Origin of the sequence: Bradyrhizobium huanghuaihaiense (genome assembly GCF_025200885.1) — a bacterium.
Lineage (GTDB): Bacteria > Pseudomonadota > Alphaproteobacteria > Rhizobiales > Xanthobacteraceae > Bradyrhizobium > Bradyrhizobium huanghuaihaiense.
The window spans coordinates 1345141-1361388 of sequence record NZ_CP104172.1 but is presented as its reverse complement, the minus strand read 5'-3'; the positions used below and the strand labels follow the sequence as shown (position 1 = coordinate 1361388).

The window sequence follows — 16248 nt, the reverse complement described above, 5'->3', positions numbered from 1 at the left end:
GAGCCGAACCCGGAATGGCAGTGGTCTATGTCGCCTCTGCCCTAGACCTTAATCGATTTTAACGATATCGCTGCCCTCCATAATGAGGGACGCGTCATCCATCTTGCGCCGCGCGGGTTCGCGCGTGCTGGCGGTCATGCTGCTGGCGGCTGCGACCGCGCTCGGCGGCTGCGCCGGTGGCGGCGGCAATGCCGCCAATTCCTATGCGATGGCGCCGAGCACCGGCTCGGGAGCGACGGTCGCCTTCGAATCCATCGACGGGCCGCCGCCGCAGGTGTTCGACCGCATGGTCGGCGTGCTCGACAGCGAATCCAAGCTGCGCAGCCTGTCCGTGGTCTCCCGCGAGGGGACGGCGGCCTACCGCGTGCGCAGCTACCTTTCCGCCCAGGTGGTGCGCGGCAAGACCGTAATCGCCTGGGTCTGGGACGTCTACGACGCCAACCAGCAGCGGGCGCTGCGCCTCTCCGGCGAGGAACCCACCTCGGCCAAGGGCGGCCGCGACGCTTGGGCCGCGGCCGACGACCTCGTGCTGCGGAAGATCGCCCAGGCCGGATTCAGCGGACTTTCCAACATGATCAACGGAACGCCGGATGCACCTAGCGCGGCTCCCGGCCTGCGCGGACCGGCGGTGGCGAGCGTCGCTCCGGTCGCGCCCGCGCCCGAGATGCCGGCCTCGGCGCTCGGCTATGCCGAGTGATAACCCCCGCTAAACCACGGGCCCAGTTTGCGGCCAAGCCGTTGGCCGGACTCAGGATTTCAAAGGGAAAACGTAGCATCCCGGGTTGCCATTGCGGCCCCCGGCCTGATATTTCCTCGCCCGTCGTAACCGTGCTTCCAGTGGGTATTTTCTGATGTTGAACGTCGTATCCAGCAAAGCGCGGGAGGAAGCGTCCATGTCGGCCAAGAACGGCTCCATCAAGCTCGTCGCCGGCAATTCCAATCCGGCACTCGCCCAGGCCATTGCGCAGGGGCTCAACGTGCCGCTGACCAAGGCGGTGGTCCGGCGCTTCGCCGACATGGAGATCTTCGTCGAGGTCCAGGAGAACATCCGCGGCTCGGATGCCTTCATCATCCAGTCGACCTCGTTCCCGGCGAACGACAATCTGATGGAGCTGCTGATCATCACCGACGCGCTGCGCCGCTCCTCGGCGCGCCGCATCACCGCTGTGATCCCCTATTTCGGCTATGCCAGGCAGGACCGCCGCTCCGGCTCGCGCACGCCGATCTCGGCCAAGCTCGTCGCCAATCTGATCACCCATGCCGGCGTCGACCGCGTCATGACGCTCGACCTGCATGCCGGCCAGATCCAGGGCTTCTTCGATATCCCGACCGACAATCTGTTCGCTGCCCCCCTGATGGTGCGCGATATCCGCGAACGTTTCGACCTCGGCAAGGTGATGGTGGTATCGCCCGACGTCGGCGGCGTGGCCCGCGCCCGCGGCCTCGCCAAGCGCATCAACACCCCGCTCGCCATCGTCGACAAGCGCCGCGAGCGTCCGGGTGAATCCGAAGTCATGAACGTGATCGGCGACGTCTCCGGCTATAGCTGCATCCTGGTCGACGACATCGTCGATTCCGGCGGCACGCTGGTGAATGCGGCCGACGCGCTGATCGCCAAGGGCGCCAAGGACGTCTACGCCTACATCACCCACGGCGTGCTCTCCGGCGGCGCGGCCGCCCGCATCTCCGGCTCGAAGCTGAAGGAGCTGGTGATCACCGACTCGATCCTGCCGACCGAAGCGGTGACCAAGGCGCCGAACATCCGCACGCTGCCGATCGCCAGCCTGATCTCGGACGCGATCGCGCGCACCGCCGCGGAAGAGTCGGTGTCGAGCCTGTTCGACTAGTTTTCCGATCCAAAAGGTCTCGTAGGGTGGGCAAAGGCGCGACGCGCCGTGCCCACCTTTTCTTTTTGCAATGAAGGTGGTGGGCACCCTTCCGCCTTCGCTCTTCGAGCTACGGCGGACAAGTCGCTTTGCCCACCCTACGGCACCTCAGCTCGCCTCTGCCTTCGCACTCACCACATCGGCAAACGACTTGAAGAACTCCCCCGCCAGCTTCGTCGCGGTCGAGTTGATCAGCCGCGCCCCTAGCTGGGCGAGCTTGCCGCCGATCTGGGCGTCCACGTCATAGTGCAGCATCGTCACCTCGGCACTCTCGGACTCCAGCCGCACCACGGCGCCGCCCTTGGCGAAGCCGGCGACACCGCCGGAGCCCTCGCCCGAGATGCGATAGGAGTTGGGCGGATAGAGATCGGAGAGGGTCACCTTGCCGCTGAAAGTCGCTTTCACCGGACCGACCTTGAAAACCACCGTTGCGGTCATCTCGTTCGGCGCGGTCACGTCGAGCGACTGGCAGCCGGGGATGCACTGCTTCAGCACAGCGGGATCGTTCAGCGCCGCCCAGACCTGTTCGCGTGAGGCGGGGATGCGCTGGCTGTCGTTCATCTGCATGGTCGATTACTCTCTGCTTGCTGGCTGTTGGGCGGCGCGCTGGCCGCGCCGCCGTTCCGCGGTGATCTCGGCGAGGATCGACATCGCGATCTCCTCCGGCGTGATGGCGCCGAGGTCGAGACCAGCCGGCGCCTTGAAATCGTCGATCGCCGCGGCGTTGACGCCGTCCGTGAGGAGTTTTGCGCGCAGCGAGGCCATCTTGCGGCGGCTGCCGACGAAGGCGTGATAGTCGGCTTTGGTCGCGACGGCGGCGCGGAGCGCGACTTCGTCGCCCCTGCCTTGCGTCGAAACCACGACGAAACGTTTGGCGTCGCTGAGCTCGCCGAGCTGGTAGCCATCGATCACTGCATCGACATCCGGCCGCGCCGTGAGATCGGCCGCGGGCGCGGCCAGCGTGACGTGATAGCCGAGCACGCGCGCCTGCGCGGCAAGCGACAGCGCCACCGGGCTTGCACCGAGAATGACGAGCGAGGGATGCGGCAGCACCGGCTCGACGAAGACGTCCATGGTGCCCTTGCTCGGGCACATGTTGCTGGCAAAGCGAATGCCGTCGCGGCTCTCGCCCGCGCTGACGCCGAGCTCGGCCAGCAGGTTCTCCGGCTGCACCGAGACCATGCGCGGCTCGCCGTCGGCGAGCGCCTCGCGCGCCGCCTTCAGCACCGCGCCCCTGGCGCAGCCGCCGCCGATCCAGCCCGCGACGATGGTGCCGTCGGCCGCGATGATCGCCTTGGCGCCAGCCTTCGCCGCGGTCACCGACACCGTACGCACCACCGTCGCGAGCACGAAGGCGCGCTCGGCGGCCTTCATCTGCGCGACCAGATCCAGCACTTCGACATGAGCGGTCATCGGCGTGTCCTCAGAGCTTCGCCAGATAGGGTTCGAGCGCACGCAGGCTTTGCAGCGTATTCGCCGGCGCATAGAGATCGACATGCGGCAGCGCGGCCTTGATGCCCCTCGCCTCGGGCGCATAGCCGGTCCACGCCATCATCGGGTTGAGCCAGACGATGCGGCGGCAGCGCCGGTGCAGCGCCGCCATCTCCCGGCCGAGCAACGCGGCATCGCCGGTCTCATAGCCATCGGACACGATCATCACACAGCTGCGCGAATGGATGACGCGGGCGGCGTACCAGCGATTGAAGGTTTGCAAGGACTCGCCGATTTTCGTGCCGCCGCCTGCGCCCTGCGCCATGATCGAGAGCCGGTCGAGCGCCCGGCCGGCGTCCTTCTCCTTCATCGCATCGGATACGTAGGCGAGGCGCGTGTGGAACAGGAACGCCTCGGCCTCGCGGAACTGGTCGAGCACGCCGTGGATGAAGCGCAGGAAGACGGCGATGTACATGCTCATCGAGCCCGAGGCATCGAGCAGCACGACCAGCCGCAGCGGCTTGTCCTTGCGCTGGCGCTTGACAAGGCTGATCGGCACACCGCCATGGCTGATGTTGCGATGGATGGTGCGCCTGAGGTCGAGCCGATAGCCGCGCCGGCGCGCGAGATCGCGCCGCGTCAGCCGCGTGCGCATCGCCCTGGCGAGCTGGGCGGCAGCGTCATGGGCCTGCGCAACCTGATCGGGATCGCTGAGTTTTCTGAAATCGACCTCCGCAAGATTGTCCGCGCGCGAAGCGCCTTCCATGCGGCCCTCGCCTGCGCGGCCTTCCGGCGCATCGTCGGCTGACGGAAGCTGGTCCGAGATCGATTGGTTGCCCCCCTGCTCGGCCAACTTGTCCTGCAGGCCCTTCAGCGACGGGTTGCCGGCGCCCGGGGCCGAGCCGATCGTGCGGGAGCGCGAGCGCACGCGCTTGCCCAGCCAGAACGCGTCGAACAGCCCGTCGAACTTGTCCCAGTCGGACTTGCGTGCCGAGAGCAGGTGCTTGAACGCTGCCCGAAGCAGGTTCGGTCGTGCCGCATAGCCGGATGACATCAGCGTCGCCGCATCCTGCCCCTCGGCGAGCCCGACGCGAAAGCCGGCATCGCGCAAGGTCCGCAGGAACGCCGCGAGCCTTGCGGATACGAGCCTGGAGACCTCATTGAGATCGTCGTATTCGGGACTGGAGCCGCAGCAGCTCATGCGACCTTCCCCAGCAGGCGCTGTGTCACCTCTGGCGTGACGCGGGCGCGATCCTCGTGGGTCTTCAACAGGCAGATCAGCGTGTCGTGCACCGTCTCCGGCGCATCATGGAGATCGCGGACGTCGAGGCCGACGAGCGCCGCTGCCCAGTCGAGCGTCTCCGCCACACCCGGGACTTTTCTCAGCTCCTCCTTGCGCACGCCCTCGACCATCCGCGCGATCTGGAGCGACAGTGATGGGCTGGCGCCGGCGACGCGCGCCAGGATGATGCGGGTCTCGCGGTCGACATCGGGATAGTCGACATAGTGATAGAGGCAGCGCCGGCGCAGCGCATCGGAAAGCTCGCGGGTGCCGTTCGAGGTCAAAACGACGTGCGGAATGGTGATCGCGGGGATGGTGCCGAGCTCGGGGATCGAGACCTGGAAGTCGGAGAGCAGCTCCAGCAGGAACGCCTCGAACTCGTCGTCGGCGCGGTCGATCTCGTCGATCAGCAGCACCGGCGCCTGCGGCCGGCGGATCGCGGCGAGCAGCGGGCGCTCGAGCAGGTACTTTTCCGAGAAGATCTGGTCCTCGATGCTCTCGGTGCCGCGATGCGCCTGGATCGCCAGCAACTGGCGCTGGTAGTTCCACTCGTAGAGCGCCGAGGACTGGTCGAGCCCCTCATAGCATTGCAGACGAATCAACTCGGTCGCGCGCACCTTCGCGAGCGCCTTCGCCACCTCGGTCTTGCCGACGCCCGCTTCGCCTTCCAGCAGCAGCGGACGCCGCAGCAATTGCATCAGCGAGATCGCAGTGGCGAGGTCCGCATCGGCAATGTAGCCGGATGCGGCCAGTGCTTGCGCGATCTCGTCTCGGCTTTTCATGCTCCTACTTCCCCCTCGTCATTGCGAGAAGCGAAGCGACGAAGCAATCCAGACTGTTTCCGCGGTGGGATACTGGATTGCTTCGCTTCGCTCGCAATGACGACAACACTACACCACCGCGCCCAGATCCTTCGCTGCCTTCCAGTTGCGCCAGAAATCGTGCGGCATCTGGATGTGCGTGGATCCTAAGAACGAGAACGCGTCGTTGACGGCATTGGAGAAGGCCGGCACACCGCCGACATTCGGGCTTTCGCCGACGCCCTTGGCGCCGATCGGGTGATGCGGCGACGGGGTGACGGTGAAGTCGGTCTCCCAATGCGGCGTCTCGACCGCGGTCGGCATGAAGAAGTCCATGAACGAGCCGGTGACGACGTTGCCGGTCTCGTCGTAGCGGATCTCCTGGCCCATCGCGATGGCGAAGGCCTCAGTGAGGCCGCCATGCACCTGGCCCTCGATGATCATCGGGTTGATGCGGGTGCCGCAGTCGTCCAGCGCATAGAAGCGCCGGACCTTGTACACCCCGGTGTCGACGTCGATGTCCATCACGCAGAGATAGGCGCCGAACGGATAGGTCATGTTGGGTGGATCGTAGTAGCTCACCGCCTCCAGTCCCGGCTCCATGCCCGGCGGCACGGAATTGTACGCCGCCCAGCAGATATCCTTCATCGACATGAATTTCTCCGGCAGGCCCTTCACCCGGAATCCGTCGATGTCGAATTCGAGATCGTCCTCGTGGACCTCGAGCTTGTAGGCAGCGATCATCTGCGCCTTGGCCTTGATCTTTCGCGCGGCCATCGCGATTGCGGCGCCCGCCACCGGTGTCGAGCGCGAACCATAGGTGCCGAGCCCGTAAGGCGCGGTATCGGTGTTGCCCTCTTCCACCATGATGTTGTCGGCGGGAATACCGATCTCGGTTGCGATGATCTGGGCCCAGGTGGTCTCGTGGCCCTGACCCTGGCTCTTGGTGCCCATCCGCGCGATACCCGCACCGGTCGGATGCATGCGAATCTCGCAGGAGTCGAACATCGCAATGCCGAGGATGTCGCAGTTCTTCGACGGCCCGGCGCCGACGATCTCGGTGAAGAAGGAGATGCCGAGCCCCATGATCTCGCGGGTCTCGCCGCGCTTGAAGGCTTCGCGCTTCTCGGCTTGCTCCTTCCGGAGCGCGGCGTAGCCGGTGGTCTCCATCATCTTGCGCATGGCGGTGTGGTAGTCGCCGGAATCGTATTCCCATCCCAGCGCCGAGTGATACGGGAACTGCTCCGGCTTGATGAAGTTCTTCAGCCGCAGCTCGGCCGGGTCCATGTTGAGCTTCTGCGCAAGGATATCCATGGCGCGCTCGATGCAATAGGCCGCCTCCGTGACGCGGAACGAGCAACGGTAGGCGACGCCGCCGGGCGCCTTGTTGGTATAGACGCCGTCCACCGCCAGATGCGCGGTCGGAAAGTCGTAGGAGCCGGTGACGATGTTGAAGAAGCCGGCCGGCCATTTCGACGGGTCGGCGCAGGCGTCGAACGCACCATGGTCGGCGAGCACATGGACGCGCAGGCCCGTGACCTTGCCGTCCTTCGTCGCGGCGATCTCGGTGGTCATGTGATAGTCGCGCGCGAACGACGTCGCGGTGAGGTTCTCGATGCGGTCCTCGACCCATTTCACCGGCTTACCGGTGACGATGGAGGCCACCGCCGCGCAGATGTAACCGGGATAGGCGCCGACCTTGTTACCGAAGCCGCCGCCGATGTCGGGAGCGATGACGTGGATCTTCTGCTCCGGCAGCTTTGCGATCAGCGCCACCACGGTGCGGATCACGTGCGGGGCCTGGAACGTGCCGTAGATCGTCAGCTCGCCCTTGATCTTGTCGAAGGAGCAGACGCACTGGCAAGTCTCCAGCGGCGACGGATGGGTACGGTGATAGGAGATCATCTCCTTGATCTTGACGTCGGCCTTGTTGAAGGCCGCGTCGGTCAGCTCCTTGTCGCCGACGGTCCATTCGAAGATGTGATTGTGGTGCTTGCGGGGACCGTGCGCGCCCGAGGTCTTGCCAGCGAGGTCCTCGCGCAGCACCGGCGCATCTCTGTCCATCGACTTGAAGGGATCGACCAGCGGCGGCAGCGGCTCGTATTCGACGATCACCTTGTTGATGCCGTCGTCGGCCGCATAGCGGTCGGTGGCGACGACGAACGCGACCTCCTGGTTCTGGAACAGCACCTTGCCGTCGGCCAGAACCATCTGCACGTCGCCGGCGAGCGTCGGCATCCAGGCGAGGTTGACTGTCTTCAGCGTCTCGGCGGTGATGACCGCGAGCACGCCCGGGACCTTCAGCGCCTCGCTGTCGTCGATGGACTTGACGCGCGCATGCGGATGCGGCGAGCGGACGAAGTCGCCATGCAGCATGCCGGGCAGCTTGACGTCGTCGACGTAATTGCCCTTGCCTTGCGTGAAGCGGATGTCCTCGACGCGCTTGCGCTTGCAGCCCATGCCTTCGAGTGCGGCTTCGCGTTGTTCCCGCGTGGGAGTCATGTCGTTCATTCTGCGGCCTCCCGAAATTCCACGCCGTTGATTTTTGCGGCGGCGTATTGAATGGCTTTGACGATGTTCTGGTAGCCGGTGCAGCGGCAGATGTTGCCGGAGATGCCCATCCGGATCTCCTGCTCGCTCGGCGCGGGATTCTCTTTCAAGAGCCGATGCGCGCGGACAATCATGCCGGGCGTGCAGAAGCCGCATTGCAGGCCGTGCATCATGCGGAAGCCTTCCTGCAGCGCGGACAGCGTGCCGTCGGCATTGGCCATGCCTTCGACGGTCGTGATGTCGCTGCCTTGCGCCTGCACCGCGAACATCGTGCAGGACTTCACCGACATGCCGTCGATATCGACGGTGCAGGCGCCGCAATGGGTGGTCTCGCAGCCGATATGGGTGCCGGTCATCCCCAGGTTCTCGCGGATGAAGTGCACCAGCAGCGTGCGCGGCTCGACGAGGCCTTCGACCTCGGCGCCGTTCACCTTCATGGTCACATGTGTTTTTGCCATCTATCCCCTCCCTTACTTCGCGACCGCCACGGCGCGCTGGAGCGCGCGCGCCACCATGATGCCGCCGACATGTTTTCGGTATTCGACCGGACCGCGCGCATCCGCGGCCGGCGCCATGATCGCTTCGGCCGCCGCAGCCGCTTTCTTCAGCGTGGCCGCATCGAGGCTGGTGCCGATCGCCGCCTTGGCCGCGTCAACGGCGAGCAGCGGCGTCTCGTGAACGTTGGTGAGCCCGATCGAGCAGGTCGCGACCTTGCCGCCGGACATGGTGAGGATGACGGCTGCCGCTGCCGTGGCGTAGTCGCCGACCTTGCGCTTGAGCTTTTCGTAGGCGTAGCCGTGGCCGGCCGCAGGCACCGGGACCGAGACGGAGGTCAGGATCTCGCCGGGCTCGAGCGCGGTGAAATAGGCGCCTTGATAGAAGTCGGCGGCCGCCACATCACGGGTGCCGCCGGGGCCTTCGAGGCGATAGGACGCACCCAGCGTCATCATCAGCGCCGGCATGTCGTTGCCGGGATCGCCATTGGCGACATTGCCGCCGATCGTGCCGCGGTAGCGCACCTGCGGGTCGGCGATCAGCAGGGCCGCCTCGTGCAGGATCGGCATGGTCGTTGCGACATCGCCAGAGGCCAGCAGCTCGTGCTGGGTGGTCATCGCGCCGATGACGAGATTGCTGCCGTCGCGGCGGATGCCCTTGAGGGCGGCGATGCCGTGCAAATCGACCAGATGGGCGGGGGTGGCGAGCCGCAGCTTCATCATGGGCAACAGGCTGTGCCCGCCGGCCAGTGGCCGCGCATCCTCGCCGAGGTCGGATAGAAGTTTGACGGCGTCGGCGACACTCGCCGGCCGGTGATAGCTGAATGAGCCCGGGATCATCATCTCCTCCCACAATCGTCCTTGGGCCGCTGACGGCGCGGACGTTGGGCGAACGGTCTCTCCGAGCAGGGCGGGCCGCAACACCAGCGGCACGGAACAGCGGATTTCGCACGAGTTGCGGCAGGGAACGCACGAATTGCGTCAGGGCCGAAGACCCTTCCCACCCTCTTGCGCCTTCACCTCTCCCCGCGGGGAGAGGTCGGATTGCATCGCAAGATGCAAGCCGGGTGAGGGGGTACAGGTCTATCGGGAGATCTCATCCGCGGAGAGAGGCCCCTCACCCCAACCCTCTCAGCGCGAGCGAAGCTCGTCGCGGCCCCGTTGAACGGGAGAGGGAGTGGAGGGAGCAAGCGGGAGAAGGGGCGCCCTTTCCAATTCGGCTAAGATCTTACGCGTGCCGCCGGTTCGCCAGTCCGAGCCGCGCCTTCACCTCGGCGATCTTGGCGCGGCTGACCGGCACCCGATGCGGCGACGGGCCATCGAGCTCGAGCACGGCGCCGTCGCCCTCCTTCCGGACCAGGGCGACATGGGGAATGGCGACGATGTGGCTGCGGTGCACGCGGAGGAACAGCGAGGGATCGAGCTGGGCTTCGGCTTCCGAGATCGACCAGGGACACATGCGCTCGCGCGTGCCGTCATGGACGCGGGTGTAATGGGCGTCGGCGCGGACGCTCCGCACATTGGCGGTGTCGATAAAGTGCGTGCCATCGGCCCCCTCGACCGGCAGCCGGGGCACGGGCGCACGCTGCGGCTGGCCCAGGCCGCCGAGCGGCGCGGGCGTCGGCCTCGGCGACAAGGTCGCCTGAGGGATCGGATCAGAAGAGACGGACGGAGCAACCGGATCGGCCGCCGCTTGCCGCCGGTCCGGCACCAGCGAGAGCAGGAAGCCGGCGGCAATCACGAAGCAGAGCACGGCAACCACGATGGACAGGACTTGCTGCGACGCGGCAAGACTGCCGCCGAGATGCTGATGCCCGCTCGCCGTCAGTGGCTCGAAATGCATCCCGAGCATGGCGGTGTAGTGCATGCCGGAGACCGCGACACCGAAGGCGATCGAGCTGACGATCAGGCGCACGCCGTCCTGCTGCGCCAGGAAGGCGCGCAAACCGCCATAAGCCGTGACAATCGCAACCAGCACCGACAGCAGCACCATCGTCCAGTCGTGCGCGATGCCGAACGGACCGGCGAGACCATGGATCCCGACATAGTGCATGCTGGCGATGCCGACGCCGAGCAAGACGGCGGACGACGCCAGCCGCTTCAGCGTGGGCTCGCCGATCGAGACGAAGAACAGGGAGATGCCGACCACCAGCGCGCAGATCAGGAACGAGATGATGGTGGGCAGAACCTGATAGACCGTGTCCCGCGGCAACGGCGCGGCCAGCATGCCGACGAAATGCATGGTCCAGATGCCGACGGCCAGAAACGCCGCCGCACCCGCGAGCATCACGCGGTTACTGACGCCGGGCGTGTTGCGGATGCGAGCCGCAAGCGCAAAGCCGGTATAGCCACCCAGGCTCGCGATCGCCACAGAGAGCGCGACGAGATAGGGATCGTGTCCTTCGAACATGATCTTGCCGGCCGCCCCGTCTCCACGGCACGGCCTCCTCCCGCCGCCGACTTTATAGGGACGGCGGCGGGATTGACAATCAGCGGCGTGTGAAGGGCGCGGCTACACGATCCCCGCCGCGACCTGGCCGCGCAGGCGCTCCAGGCCGTGCAACGTCTCGGCACAGGCTGCCGCGACCTCGACGCCCTTGATGGCGAAATGCCTGCGGAAGAAATCGTAATGCACCTCGGTCTCGTGGAATTGCTGCGGCGTCAGCACCGCCGAGAATACCGGCACCTCGGTGCGCAGCTGCACATCCATCAGCGCCTTGATCACGGTGTCGGCGACGAACTCGTGGCGATAGATGCCGCCGTCGACGACGAGGCCGGCGGCGACGATCGCGGTGTAGCGCCGCGTCTTGGCGAGCACCTGCGCGTGCAGCGGGATCTCGAACGAGCCCGGCACCTCGAACACGTCGACATGGGTGAGGTGGCGCGCCTCGGCCTCCTTCATGAAGGCGATGCGGGCTTCCTCGACCACGTCGCGGTGCCAGCAGGCCTGCACGAAGGCCACCCGCTGCGGTTTGGCGAAGCGCGGATGCGCGGGTGCCGGCTCTTGCGGAACCGGCGGCGGCGTTTGGGTGGGTTGGGACGTTTCGGTTTGGGGATCTTGCAACATCTGATTCATGGCTTTCCTCGGTTCAAGGACCAGAATCAGGGCACACGGAACGACAAACAGCCGCATCCTCACGATGCGTCTGCCACCGACCGTTCTCTTTCATCCGGACTTTAACCGTCGGCTTCGGAATTGCACCGAATCTGCTGACCCTTCCCTTCGGACAAGACCTTTTCAGGAAAGTCCTTGGGAGAAGGCGCTCGCGGGCTTGGGCCTTTCGGCCCTTACCGCCGGTGGGGACTTTCACCCCGCCCTGAGAACATCGGCCGTCCGGAATGAACGGCCTGCCCGGAAATATGACGCCGGCCGGCGGCGACAGCAAGCGCGTTCCCCATGGGGAAAGCGCATGGTCCCATGCCATCGTGGCGGGAGCGGCCTCGCGGGACGGAATTAACGATTGGCCGGCCCGCTCGAATCCGACTCCGGTTTGTTCTCGTCCGTCCGGATCGCGACTCCCACGTTAATAATTGTGGCGGAGATGAGCTGTGGACGACCGAGTCCTGGCTTGTGGACGGACTCGCGACCCCGTTGCGCAGATTCCGCAAATCACATCACTTGATCCGCGACAGGCCCGCGCTGATCCGAGGGGATCGCCGTAGCGTTTAGGGAGCGCGCGCCGGGCCCAACCGCGTGCGTATCAACGACAACAAGAAGGCAAGAGGTCGAGACGGCATGTCCCTGCTCGAAGGCAACATCGATTCCCGAAACCATCCGCTCGCGGTGGTCGAGGATATCGCTGCCAGCAACAACTGGCCGTTCGAACGCTCCGGCGAAGACGAACTCACGATTGTCTCGAAGGGACAATGGACCGACTACCAGATCTCCTTCACCTGGATGGGCGAGATCGAGGCGCTGCATCTGGCCTGCGCGTTCGACATGAAGATTCCGCCCGCGCGGCGGAGCGAAGTGCAGCGGCTCGTCGCCGCCGTCAACGAGCAATTGTGGGTCGGCCATTTCGATCTGTGGACCAACACCGGCATGGTCATGCACCGCCAGGCCCTGGTGCTGCCGGGCGGCCTCACCGCCTCACCCGCGCAATGCGAAGCCATGCTCGCCGGCGCGATCCACGCCTGCGAGCGCTACTTTCCGGCGTTCCAGTTCGTGGTGTGGGCTGGCAAGACCACGACCGAGGCGATGGACGCGGCGATGTTCGACACGGTGGGAGAGGCGTAAGGCCTCGCCCGGGATCGTGAGGGAGCCGCTACTCCCTCCCCACGTCGTCCCGGCGAACGCCGGGACCCATACCGCGTGATTTCCCTTGTGGCACGCGGCTTGTTGCCACCACCTCCATCCACTAGAACCACTCGTGGTTATGGGTCCCTGCGTTCGCAGGGACGACACCTCTTGCTTGGGTGACCTCAGTGGCAGACAACAGCACTCTCAAAAACATCACCGGCACCATCCTGCTCGCCGGCGCCGGCAAGATGGGCGGCGCGATGCTGACCGGATGGCTGGCGGGCGGGCTCGATCCGCGCCGCGTCGCGGTGATCGATCCGCATATCTCGCCGGAGATCACGGCACTTGCCGCCAGGGGCGTCGCGCTCAATCCCGACGTGAAGGCCGCGGGCACAGTCGAGACGCTGGTCGTCGCGGTGAAGCCGCAGATGTTCCGCGAGGCCGGCGCGAAGTTGAAATCGTTCGTCTCCGACAAGACCTCGGTGGTCTCGATCATGGCGGGAACCACGATCGCTTCGCTCGAGGAGGTCTGCGGCGGCGCCGTGGTGCGCGCGATGCCGAACACGCCGGCTGCGATCGGCCGTGGCATCACCGTCGCGGTCGCAGCACAGAACGTCAGCGCCGCGCAACGCGCGGTAGCCGATGCGCTGCTGCGTGCCACCGGCTCGGTCGAATGGGTCGAGGATGAAGGCCTGATGGACGCGGTGACCGCCGTCTCCGGCTCGGGCCCGGCCTATGTGTTCCTGCTCGCCGAGGAGCTGGCGCGGGCCGGCGTGGAGGCGGGGTTGCCCGAAGCGCTCGCGACCAAGCTCGCGCGCGAGACCGTCGCCGGCTCAGGCGAATTGCTGCACCAGTCGGAGCTCCCCTCCGCCACGCTGCGCCAGAACGTCACCTCGCCGGGCGGCACCACGGCCGCGGCCCTCGGCGTGCTGATGGGCGAGCCGGGATTGCGCGATCTGATGATCCGCGCGATCGCGGCGGCGACGAAGCGGTCGAAGGAGCTGGCGAAGTAAACAGGTGCCGTAGGGTGGGTTAGGCGAAGCCGTAACCCACCATGCATCAGCGATTGCGGATCGAAGTTGGTGGGTTACGCTAGCGGACCGCGCTTCGCGCGACCGCGAGCTAACCCACCCTACGGCATCGCGTCCGCGGCTACGCCCCCAGCCGCTTGTTGAACATCTCCACATTGACGAGCCCACGGGCGTGGCGGCCCTCGCCGAGCTTGCGCGCGCCCTCGAATGCCTCGACCTCGAAGCGGATGACGCGGCGCTCTACGGCAGTCACCTTCGCGGTGGTCCGCACCGTCGCGCCGACCAGCGCAGCTGCGAGATGGCGGATGTCGACCTCGGTGCCGACAGTGACCCAGCCCGGCTGAAGCGCAGCGCGGATCGCATCGCCCGCGGTCATCTCCATCTCGAGGATCATCATCGGCGTCGCAAACACAAAAGGCATGCCGGGCACGAAATGCCCGACGGTGCGCTCGGCCGGCACCACCAGGGTGCGCTCGGCGCTCATGCCGATTTTGATGAACTCGCGTGCGTCCATGGTGCTTGCTCGATATCGTCCCGGACAAGCGCGCCTTAAGCGCGCGCTGATCCGGGACCCATAACCACAGGGAGTAGTTTGGCGAAGACTCGGAGTTGCCAGCTGGCCAAATAACCACTCCCTGTGGCTATGGGTCCCGGCCTTCGCCGGGACGACAGTTGTGATTGCCGCGCCAGCAGCGCCTACTTCTTCGCAGCCGCCGCGCGCTCCACGAACGTCTTGCCGCCCTTCATCTTGTGGCGGAGCGGGGCTTCGTTGATCTGGATGACGACGGCATCGGCGTCGACGCCGAGGTTCTTCACCAGCGCCTGGGTGATGTCGCGCATCATGCCGGCCTTCTGCTCGTCGGTGCGGCCCTCGGCCATGCTGATGGTGATCTCAGGCATCGTTGTCTCCCTGCTGCTGGTCGTCATGGCCGGGCTTGTCCCGGCCATTCATCATTTGAAAGATGGATGCGCGGGTCAAGCCCGCGCATGACCAATGGAGCGAATGGCTAGCCCCAGCTCACGTCATGGCGCGCGAGGACTTCACGCACTTTTGCGACGAGATCGGCTTCGCTGCACGAGAACTGCGCCGGGCGGGTCTCGCGCCATTCCTGGTTGGAAGCGATCGCGGCGGCTGCTTTCGCGCCTTCGACCAGATCCTTGATCTGCACCTCGCCACGCGCCTTCTCGTCCGAGCCCTGGATGACGATGCAGGGTGAGTTGCGGCGATCGGCATATTTGAGCTGGTTGCCCATGTTCTTGGGATTGCCGAGATAGAGCTCGGCGCGGATGCCCGCGGTGCGCAAGCTTGCCACCATCTTCTGATAGTCGGCGACGCGGTCGCGATCGAACACGGTAACGACCACGGGCCCGAACTCGGGCCGCGTGTCGAGCTTGCCGAGCAGCGTCAGCGCGGCCTGCAGCCGCGAGACGCCGATCGAGAAACCGGTCGCCGGCACCGGCTCGCCGCGGAAGCGCGAGACGAGGCCGTCGTAACGCCCGCCGCCGCCGACCGAGCCGAAGCGCACCGGGCGGCCCTTCTCGTCCTTGGTGTCGAGCAGCAGTTCGACCTCGTAGACCGGGCCGGTGTAATATTCGAGACCGCGCACCACGGAGGGATCGATCTTGATGCGGTCCGCGCCGTAGCCCGACGCCGTGACCAATTTTGCAATTTCTTCCAGCTCGCTGACGCCGGCTTGACCAATCTCGCTCTTGGCGAGGTAGGTTTCCGCGGCGGCAATCGCCTCTTTCCAATCGTCGCGCGGCCTGGTGATGGCGAGAACAACGTCAGCTTCAGCTTCGCTCAAATTGGCGCCCTTGGTGAAGTCGCCCTTGCCTTCCTCGCCGCCATCCCATCGTCCGGGACCGAGCAATTTGCGCACTTCGTCGGCGGAGAACTTGTCGAGCTTGTCGATGGCGCGCAGCACGGTCAGCCTGCGGCCTGCGTTCTCGGCACCGGCAAGCCCGATGGCTTCCAGAACACCGTCGAGCACTTTTCGGTTGTTGACCTTCACGACATAGGAGCCGCGCGCGATGCCCAGCGCTTCCATCGTGTCGGCCGCCATCATGCAGATCTCGGCATCCGCCGCCGGCGTCGCCGAGCCGACCGTGTCGGCATCGAACTGCATGAACTGGCGGAAGCGGCCGGGGCCGGGCTTCTCGTTGCGGAACACGTAGCCGGCGCGATAGCTGCGGTAGGGCTTGGGCAGCGTGTCGAAATTCTCGGCGACGTAGCGGGCGAGCGGCGCGGTCAGATCGTAGCGCAGGCTGATCCACTGCTCGTCGTCGTCCTGGAACGAGAACACGCCCTCGTTCGGACGGTCCTGGTCGGGCAGGAATTTGCCGAGCGCGTCGGTGTATTCCATCGCCGGCGTTTCCACCGGCTCGAAACCGTAGAGCTCGTAGACGGCGCGGATCTTCTCGACCATCTCGCGCGTCGCCCGGATCGCTGAGGGGTCGCGATCCTCGAGCCCGCGCGGCAGGCGCGCCTTCAGTTTCTGGGGTTTTTTGGGTTTCTCGGCCATCCGCGGCGTTTA

Annotated in this window: 16 protein-coding genes and 1 riboswitch; of the genes, 4 read left to right on the top strand and 12 right to left on the bottom strand. The window is 65.9% G+C overall.

The annotated features are described in order from the left end of the window. Positions 1-82: 82 nt before the first annotated feature. Together N2603_RS06410 and N2603_RS06405 are read left to right on the top strand one after the other, a co-directional pair. Positions 83-697 (top strand): hypothetical protein, encoded by a 615-nt coding sequence (locus N2603_RS06410; protein WP_018648342.1) that lies wholly within the window; start codon positions 83-85, stop codon positions 695-697. Between the two features lie 196 nt (positions 698-893). Further along, positions 894-1847 (top strand): ribose-phosphate pyrophosphokinase, encoded by a 954-nt coding sequence (locus N2603_RS06405; protein WP_026312887.1) that lies wholly within the window; start codon positions 894-896, stop codon positions 1845-1847. Between the two features lie 147 nt (positions 1848-1994). Here the strand turns inward: N2603_RS06405 and N2603_RS06400 are convergent, their stop codons facing one another. From N2603_RS06400 to N2603_RS06360, 9 genes are all read right to left on the bottom strand, one after another. Continuing rightward, positions 1995-2453 carry an SRPBCC family protein gene (locus N2603_RS06400; protein ID WP_260388096.1) on the bottom strand — a complete coding sequence of 153 codons (459 nt, stop codon included), beginning with the start codon at positions 2451-2453 and terminating at the stop codon, positions 1995-1997. A gap of 6 nt (positions 2454-2459) precedes the next feature. Further along, entirely contained in the window at positions 2460-3299 is an 840-nt protein-coding gene (locus N2603_RS06395) for an XdhC family protein (RefSeq protein ID WP_260388095.1), read from the bottom strand. 10 nt (positions 3300-3309) lie between these two features. Next, positions 3310-4518 carry a vWA domain-containing protein gene (locus N2603_RS06390; protein ID WP_260388094.1) on the bottom strand — a complete coding sequence of 403 codons (1209 nt, stop codon included), beginning with the start codon at positions 4516-4518 and terminating at the stop codon, positions 3310-3312. Next, positions 4515-5381 carry an AAA family ATPase gene (locus N2603_RS06385; protein ID WP_260388093.1) on the bottom strand — a complete coding sequence of 289 codons (867 nt, stop codon included), beginning with the start codon at positions 5379-5381 and terminating at the stop codon, positions 4515-4517. Before N2603_RS06385 ends, N2603_RS06390 begins: the two co-directional genes overlap by 4 nt. A gap of 108 nt (positions 5382-5489) precedes the next feature. Next, positions 5490-7910 carry an aerobic carbon-monoxide dehydrogenase large subunit gene (locus N2603_RS06380; protein ID WP_260388092.1) on the bottom strand — a complete coding sequence of 807 codons (2421 nt, stop codon included), beginning with the start codon at positions 7908-7910 and terminating at the stop codon, positions 5490-5492. Continuing rightward, entirely contained in the window at positions 7907-8407 is a 501-nt protein-coding gene (locus N2603_RS06375) for a (2Fe-2S)-binding protein (protein ID WP_260388091.1), read from the bottom strand. Before N2603_RS06375 ends, N2603_RS06380 begins: the two co-directional genes overlap by 4 nt. A gap of 12 nt (positions 8408-8419) precedes the next feature. After that, positions 8420-9283 (bottom strand): FAD binding domain-containing protein, encoded by an 864-nt coding sequence (locus N2603_RS06370; RefSeq protein WP_260388090.1) that lies wholly within the window; start codon positions 9281-9283, stop codon positions 8420-8422. Positions 9284-9671: 388 nt separating this feature from the next. Beyond that, positions 9672-10853: an MHYT domain-containing protein gene (locus N2603_RS06365; protein WP_260388089.1), complete on the bottom strand. Its 1182-nt coding sequence runs from the start codon at positions 10851-10853 to the stop codon at positions 9672-9674. A 102-nt stretch (positions 10854-10955) separates the two neighbouring features. Further along, positions 10956-11519, bottom strand: coding sequence for a 6,7-dimethyl-8-ribityllumazine synthase (locus tag N2603_RS06360; RefSeq protein ID WP_260388088.1), 564 nt, complete (start codon positions 11517-11519; stop codon positions 10956-10958). Between the two features lie 78 nt (positions 11520-11597). Beyond that, a riboswitch (FMN riboswitch) is annotated at positions 11598-11772 on the bottom strand. Positions 11773-12179: 407 nt separating this feature from the next. Here N2603_RS06360 and N2603_RS06355 point away from each other — a divergent pair. Both N2603_RS06355 and proC read left to right on the top strand, forming a co-directional pair. Next, the gene (locus N2603_RS06355; protein ID WP_026312889.1) at positions 12180-12680 is read left to right on the top strand and encodes a type III secretion system chaperone family protein; all 501 of its coding nucleotides are present in this window, start codon (positions 12180-12182) and stop codon (positions 12678-12680) included. 188 nt (positions 12681-12868) lie between these two features. After that, on the top strand, positions 12869-13696 hold the full coding sequence (gene proC, locus N2603_RS06350; protein WP_425248976.1) for a pyrroline-5-carboxylate reductase: 828 nt from the start codon (positions 12869-12871) through the stop codon (positions 13694-13696). 139 nt (positions 13697-13835) lie between these two features. Here proC and N2603_RS06345 read toward each other — a convergent pair whose 3' ends face one another. From N2603_RS06345 to hisS, 3 genes are all read right to left on the bottom strand, one after another. Then, positions 13836-14228 carry a thioesterase family protein gene (locus N2603_RS06345; protein WP_260388086.1) on the bottom strand — a complete coding sequence of 131 codons (393 nt, stop codon included), beginning with the start codon at positions 14226-14228 and terminating at the stop codon, positions 13836-13838. A 182-nt stretch (positions 14229-14410) separates the two neighbouring features. Next, entirely contained in the window at positions 14411-14614 is a 204-nt protein-coding gene (locus N2603_RS06340) for a tautomerase family protein (protein WP_025033847.1), read from the bottom strand. A 107-nt stretch (positions 14615-14721) separates the two neighbouring features. Then, entirely contained in the window at positions 14722-16236 is a 1515-nt protein-coding gene (gene hisS / locus N2603_RS06335; protein ID WP_260388085.1) for a histidine--tRNA ligase, read from the bottom strand. Between the last annotated feature and the right edge of the window lie 12 nt (positions 16237-16248).

Excerpts from the sequence above, each read along its gene's own strand:
- N2603_RS06355 (WP_026312889.1), top strand. The coding sequence starts at position 12,180 with ATGTCCCTGCTCGAAGGCAACATCGATTCCCGAAACCATCCGCTCGCG.
- N2603_RS06365 (WP_260388089.1), bottom strand. The coding sequence starts at position 10,853 with ATGTTCGAAGGACACGATCCCTATCTCGTCGCGCTCTCTGTGGCGATC.
- N2603_RS06385 (WP_260388093.1), bottom strand. The coding sequence starts at position 5,381 with ATGAAAAGCCGAGACGAGATCGCGCAAGCACTGGCCGCATCCGGCTAC.
- hisS (WP_260388085.1), bottom strand. The coding sequence starts at position 16,236 with ATGGCCGAGAAACCCAAAAAACCCCAGAAACTGAAGGCGCGCCTGCCG.
- N2603_RS06380 (WP_260388092.1), bottom strand. The coding sequence starts at position 7,910 with ATGAACGACATGACTCCCACGCGGGAACAACGCGAAGCCGCACTCGAA.
- N2603_RS06370 (WP_260388090.1), bottom strand. The coding sequence starts at position 9,283 with ATGATCCCGGGCTCATTCAGCTATCACCGGCCGGCGAGTGTCGCCGAC.
- N2603_RS06390 (WP_260388094.1), bottom strand. The coding sequence starts at position 4,518 with ATGAGCTGCTGCGGCTCCAGTCCCGAATACGACGATCTCAATGAGGTC.
- N2603_RS06375 (WP_260388091.1), bottom strand. The coding sequence starts at position 8,407 with ATGGCAAAAACACATGTGACCATGAAGGTGAACGGCGCCGAGGTCGAA.
- N2603_RS06405 (WP_026312887.1), top strand. The coding sequence starts at position 894 with ATGTCGGCCAAGAACGGCTCCATCAAGCTCGTCGCCGGCAATTCCAAT.
- N2603_RS06410 (WP_018648342.1), top strand. The coding sequence starts at position 83 with ATGAGGGACGCGTCATCCATCTTGCGCCGCGCGGGTTCGCGCGTGCTG.
- N2603_RS06345 (WP_260388086.1), bottom strand. The coding sequence starts at position 14,228 with ATGGACGCACGCGAGTTCATCAAAATCGGCATGAGCGCCGAGCGCACC.
- N2603_RS06395 (WP_260388095.1), bottom strand. The coding sequence starts at position 3,299 with ATGACCGCTCATGTCGAAGTGCTGGATCTGGTCGCGCAGATGAAGGCC.
- N2603_RS06360 (WP_260388088.1), bottom strand. The coding sequence starts at position 11,519 with ATGAATCAGATGTTGCAAGATCCCCAAACCGAAACGTCCCAACCCACC.
- N2603_RS06340 (WP_025033847.1), bottom strand. The coding sequence starts at position 14,614 with ATGCCTGAGATCACCATCAGCATGGCCGAGGGCCGCACCGACGAGCAG.
- N2603_RS06400 (WP_260388096.1), bottom strand. The coding sequence starts at position 2,453 with ATGCAGATGAACGACAGCCAGCGCATCCCCGCCTCACGCGAACAGGTC.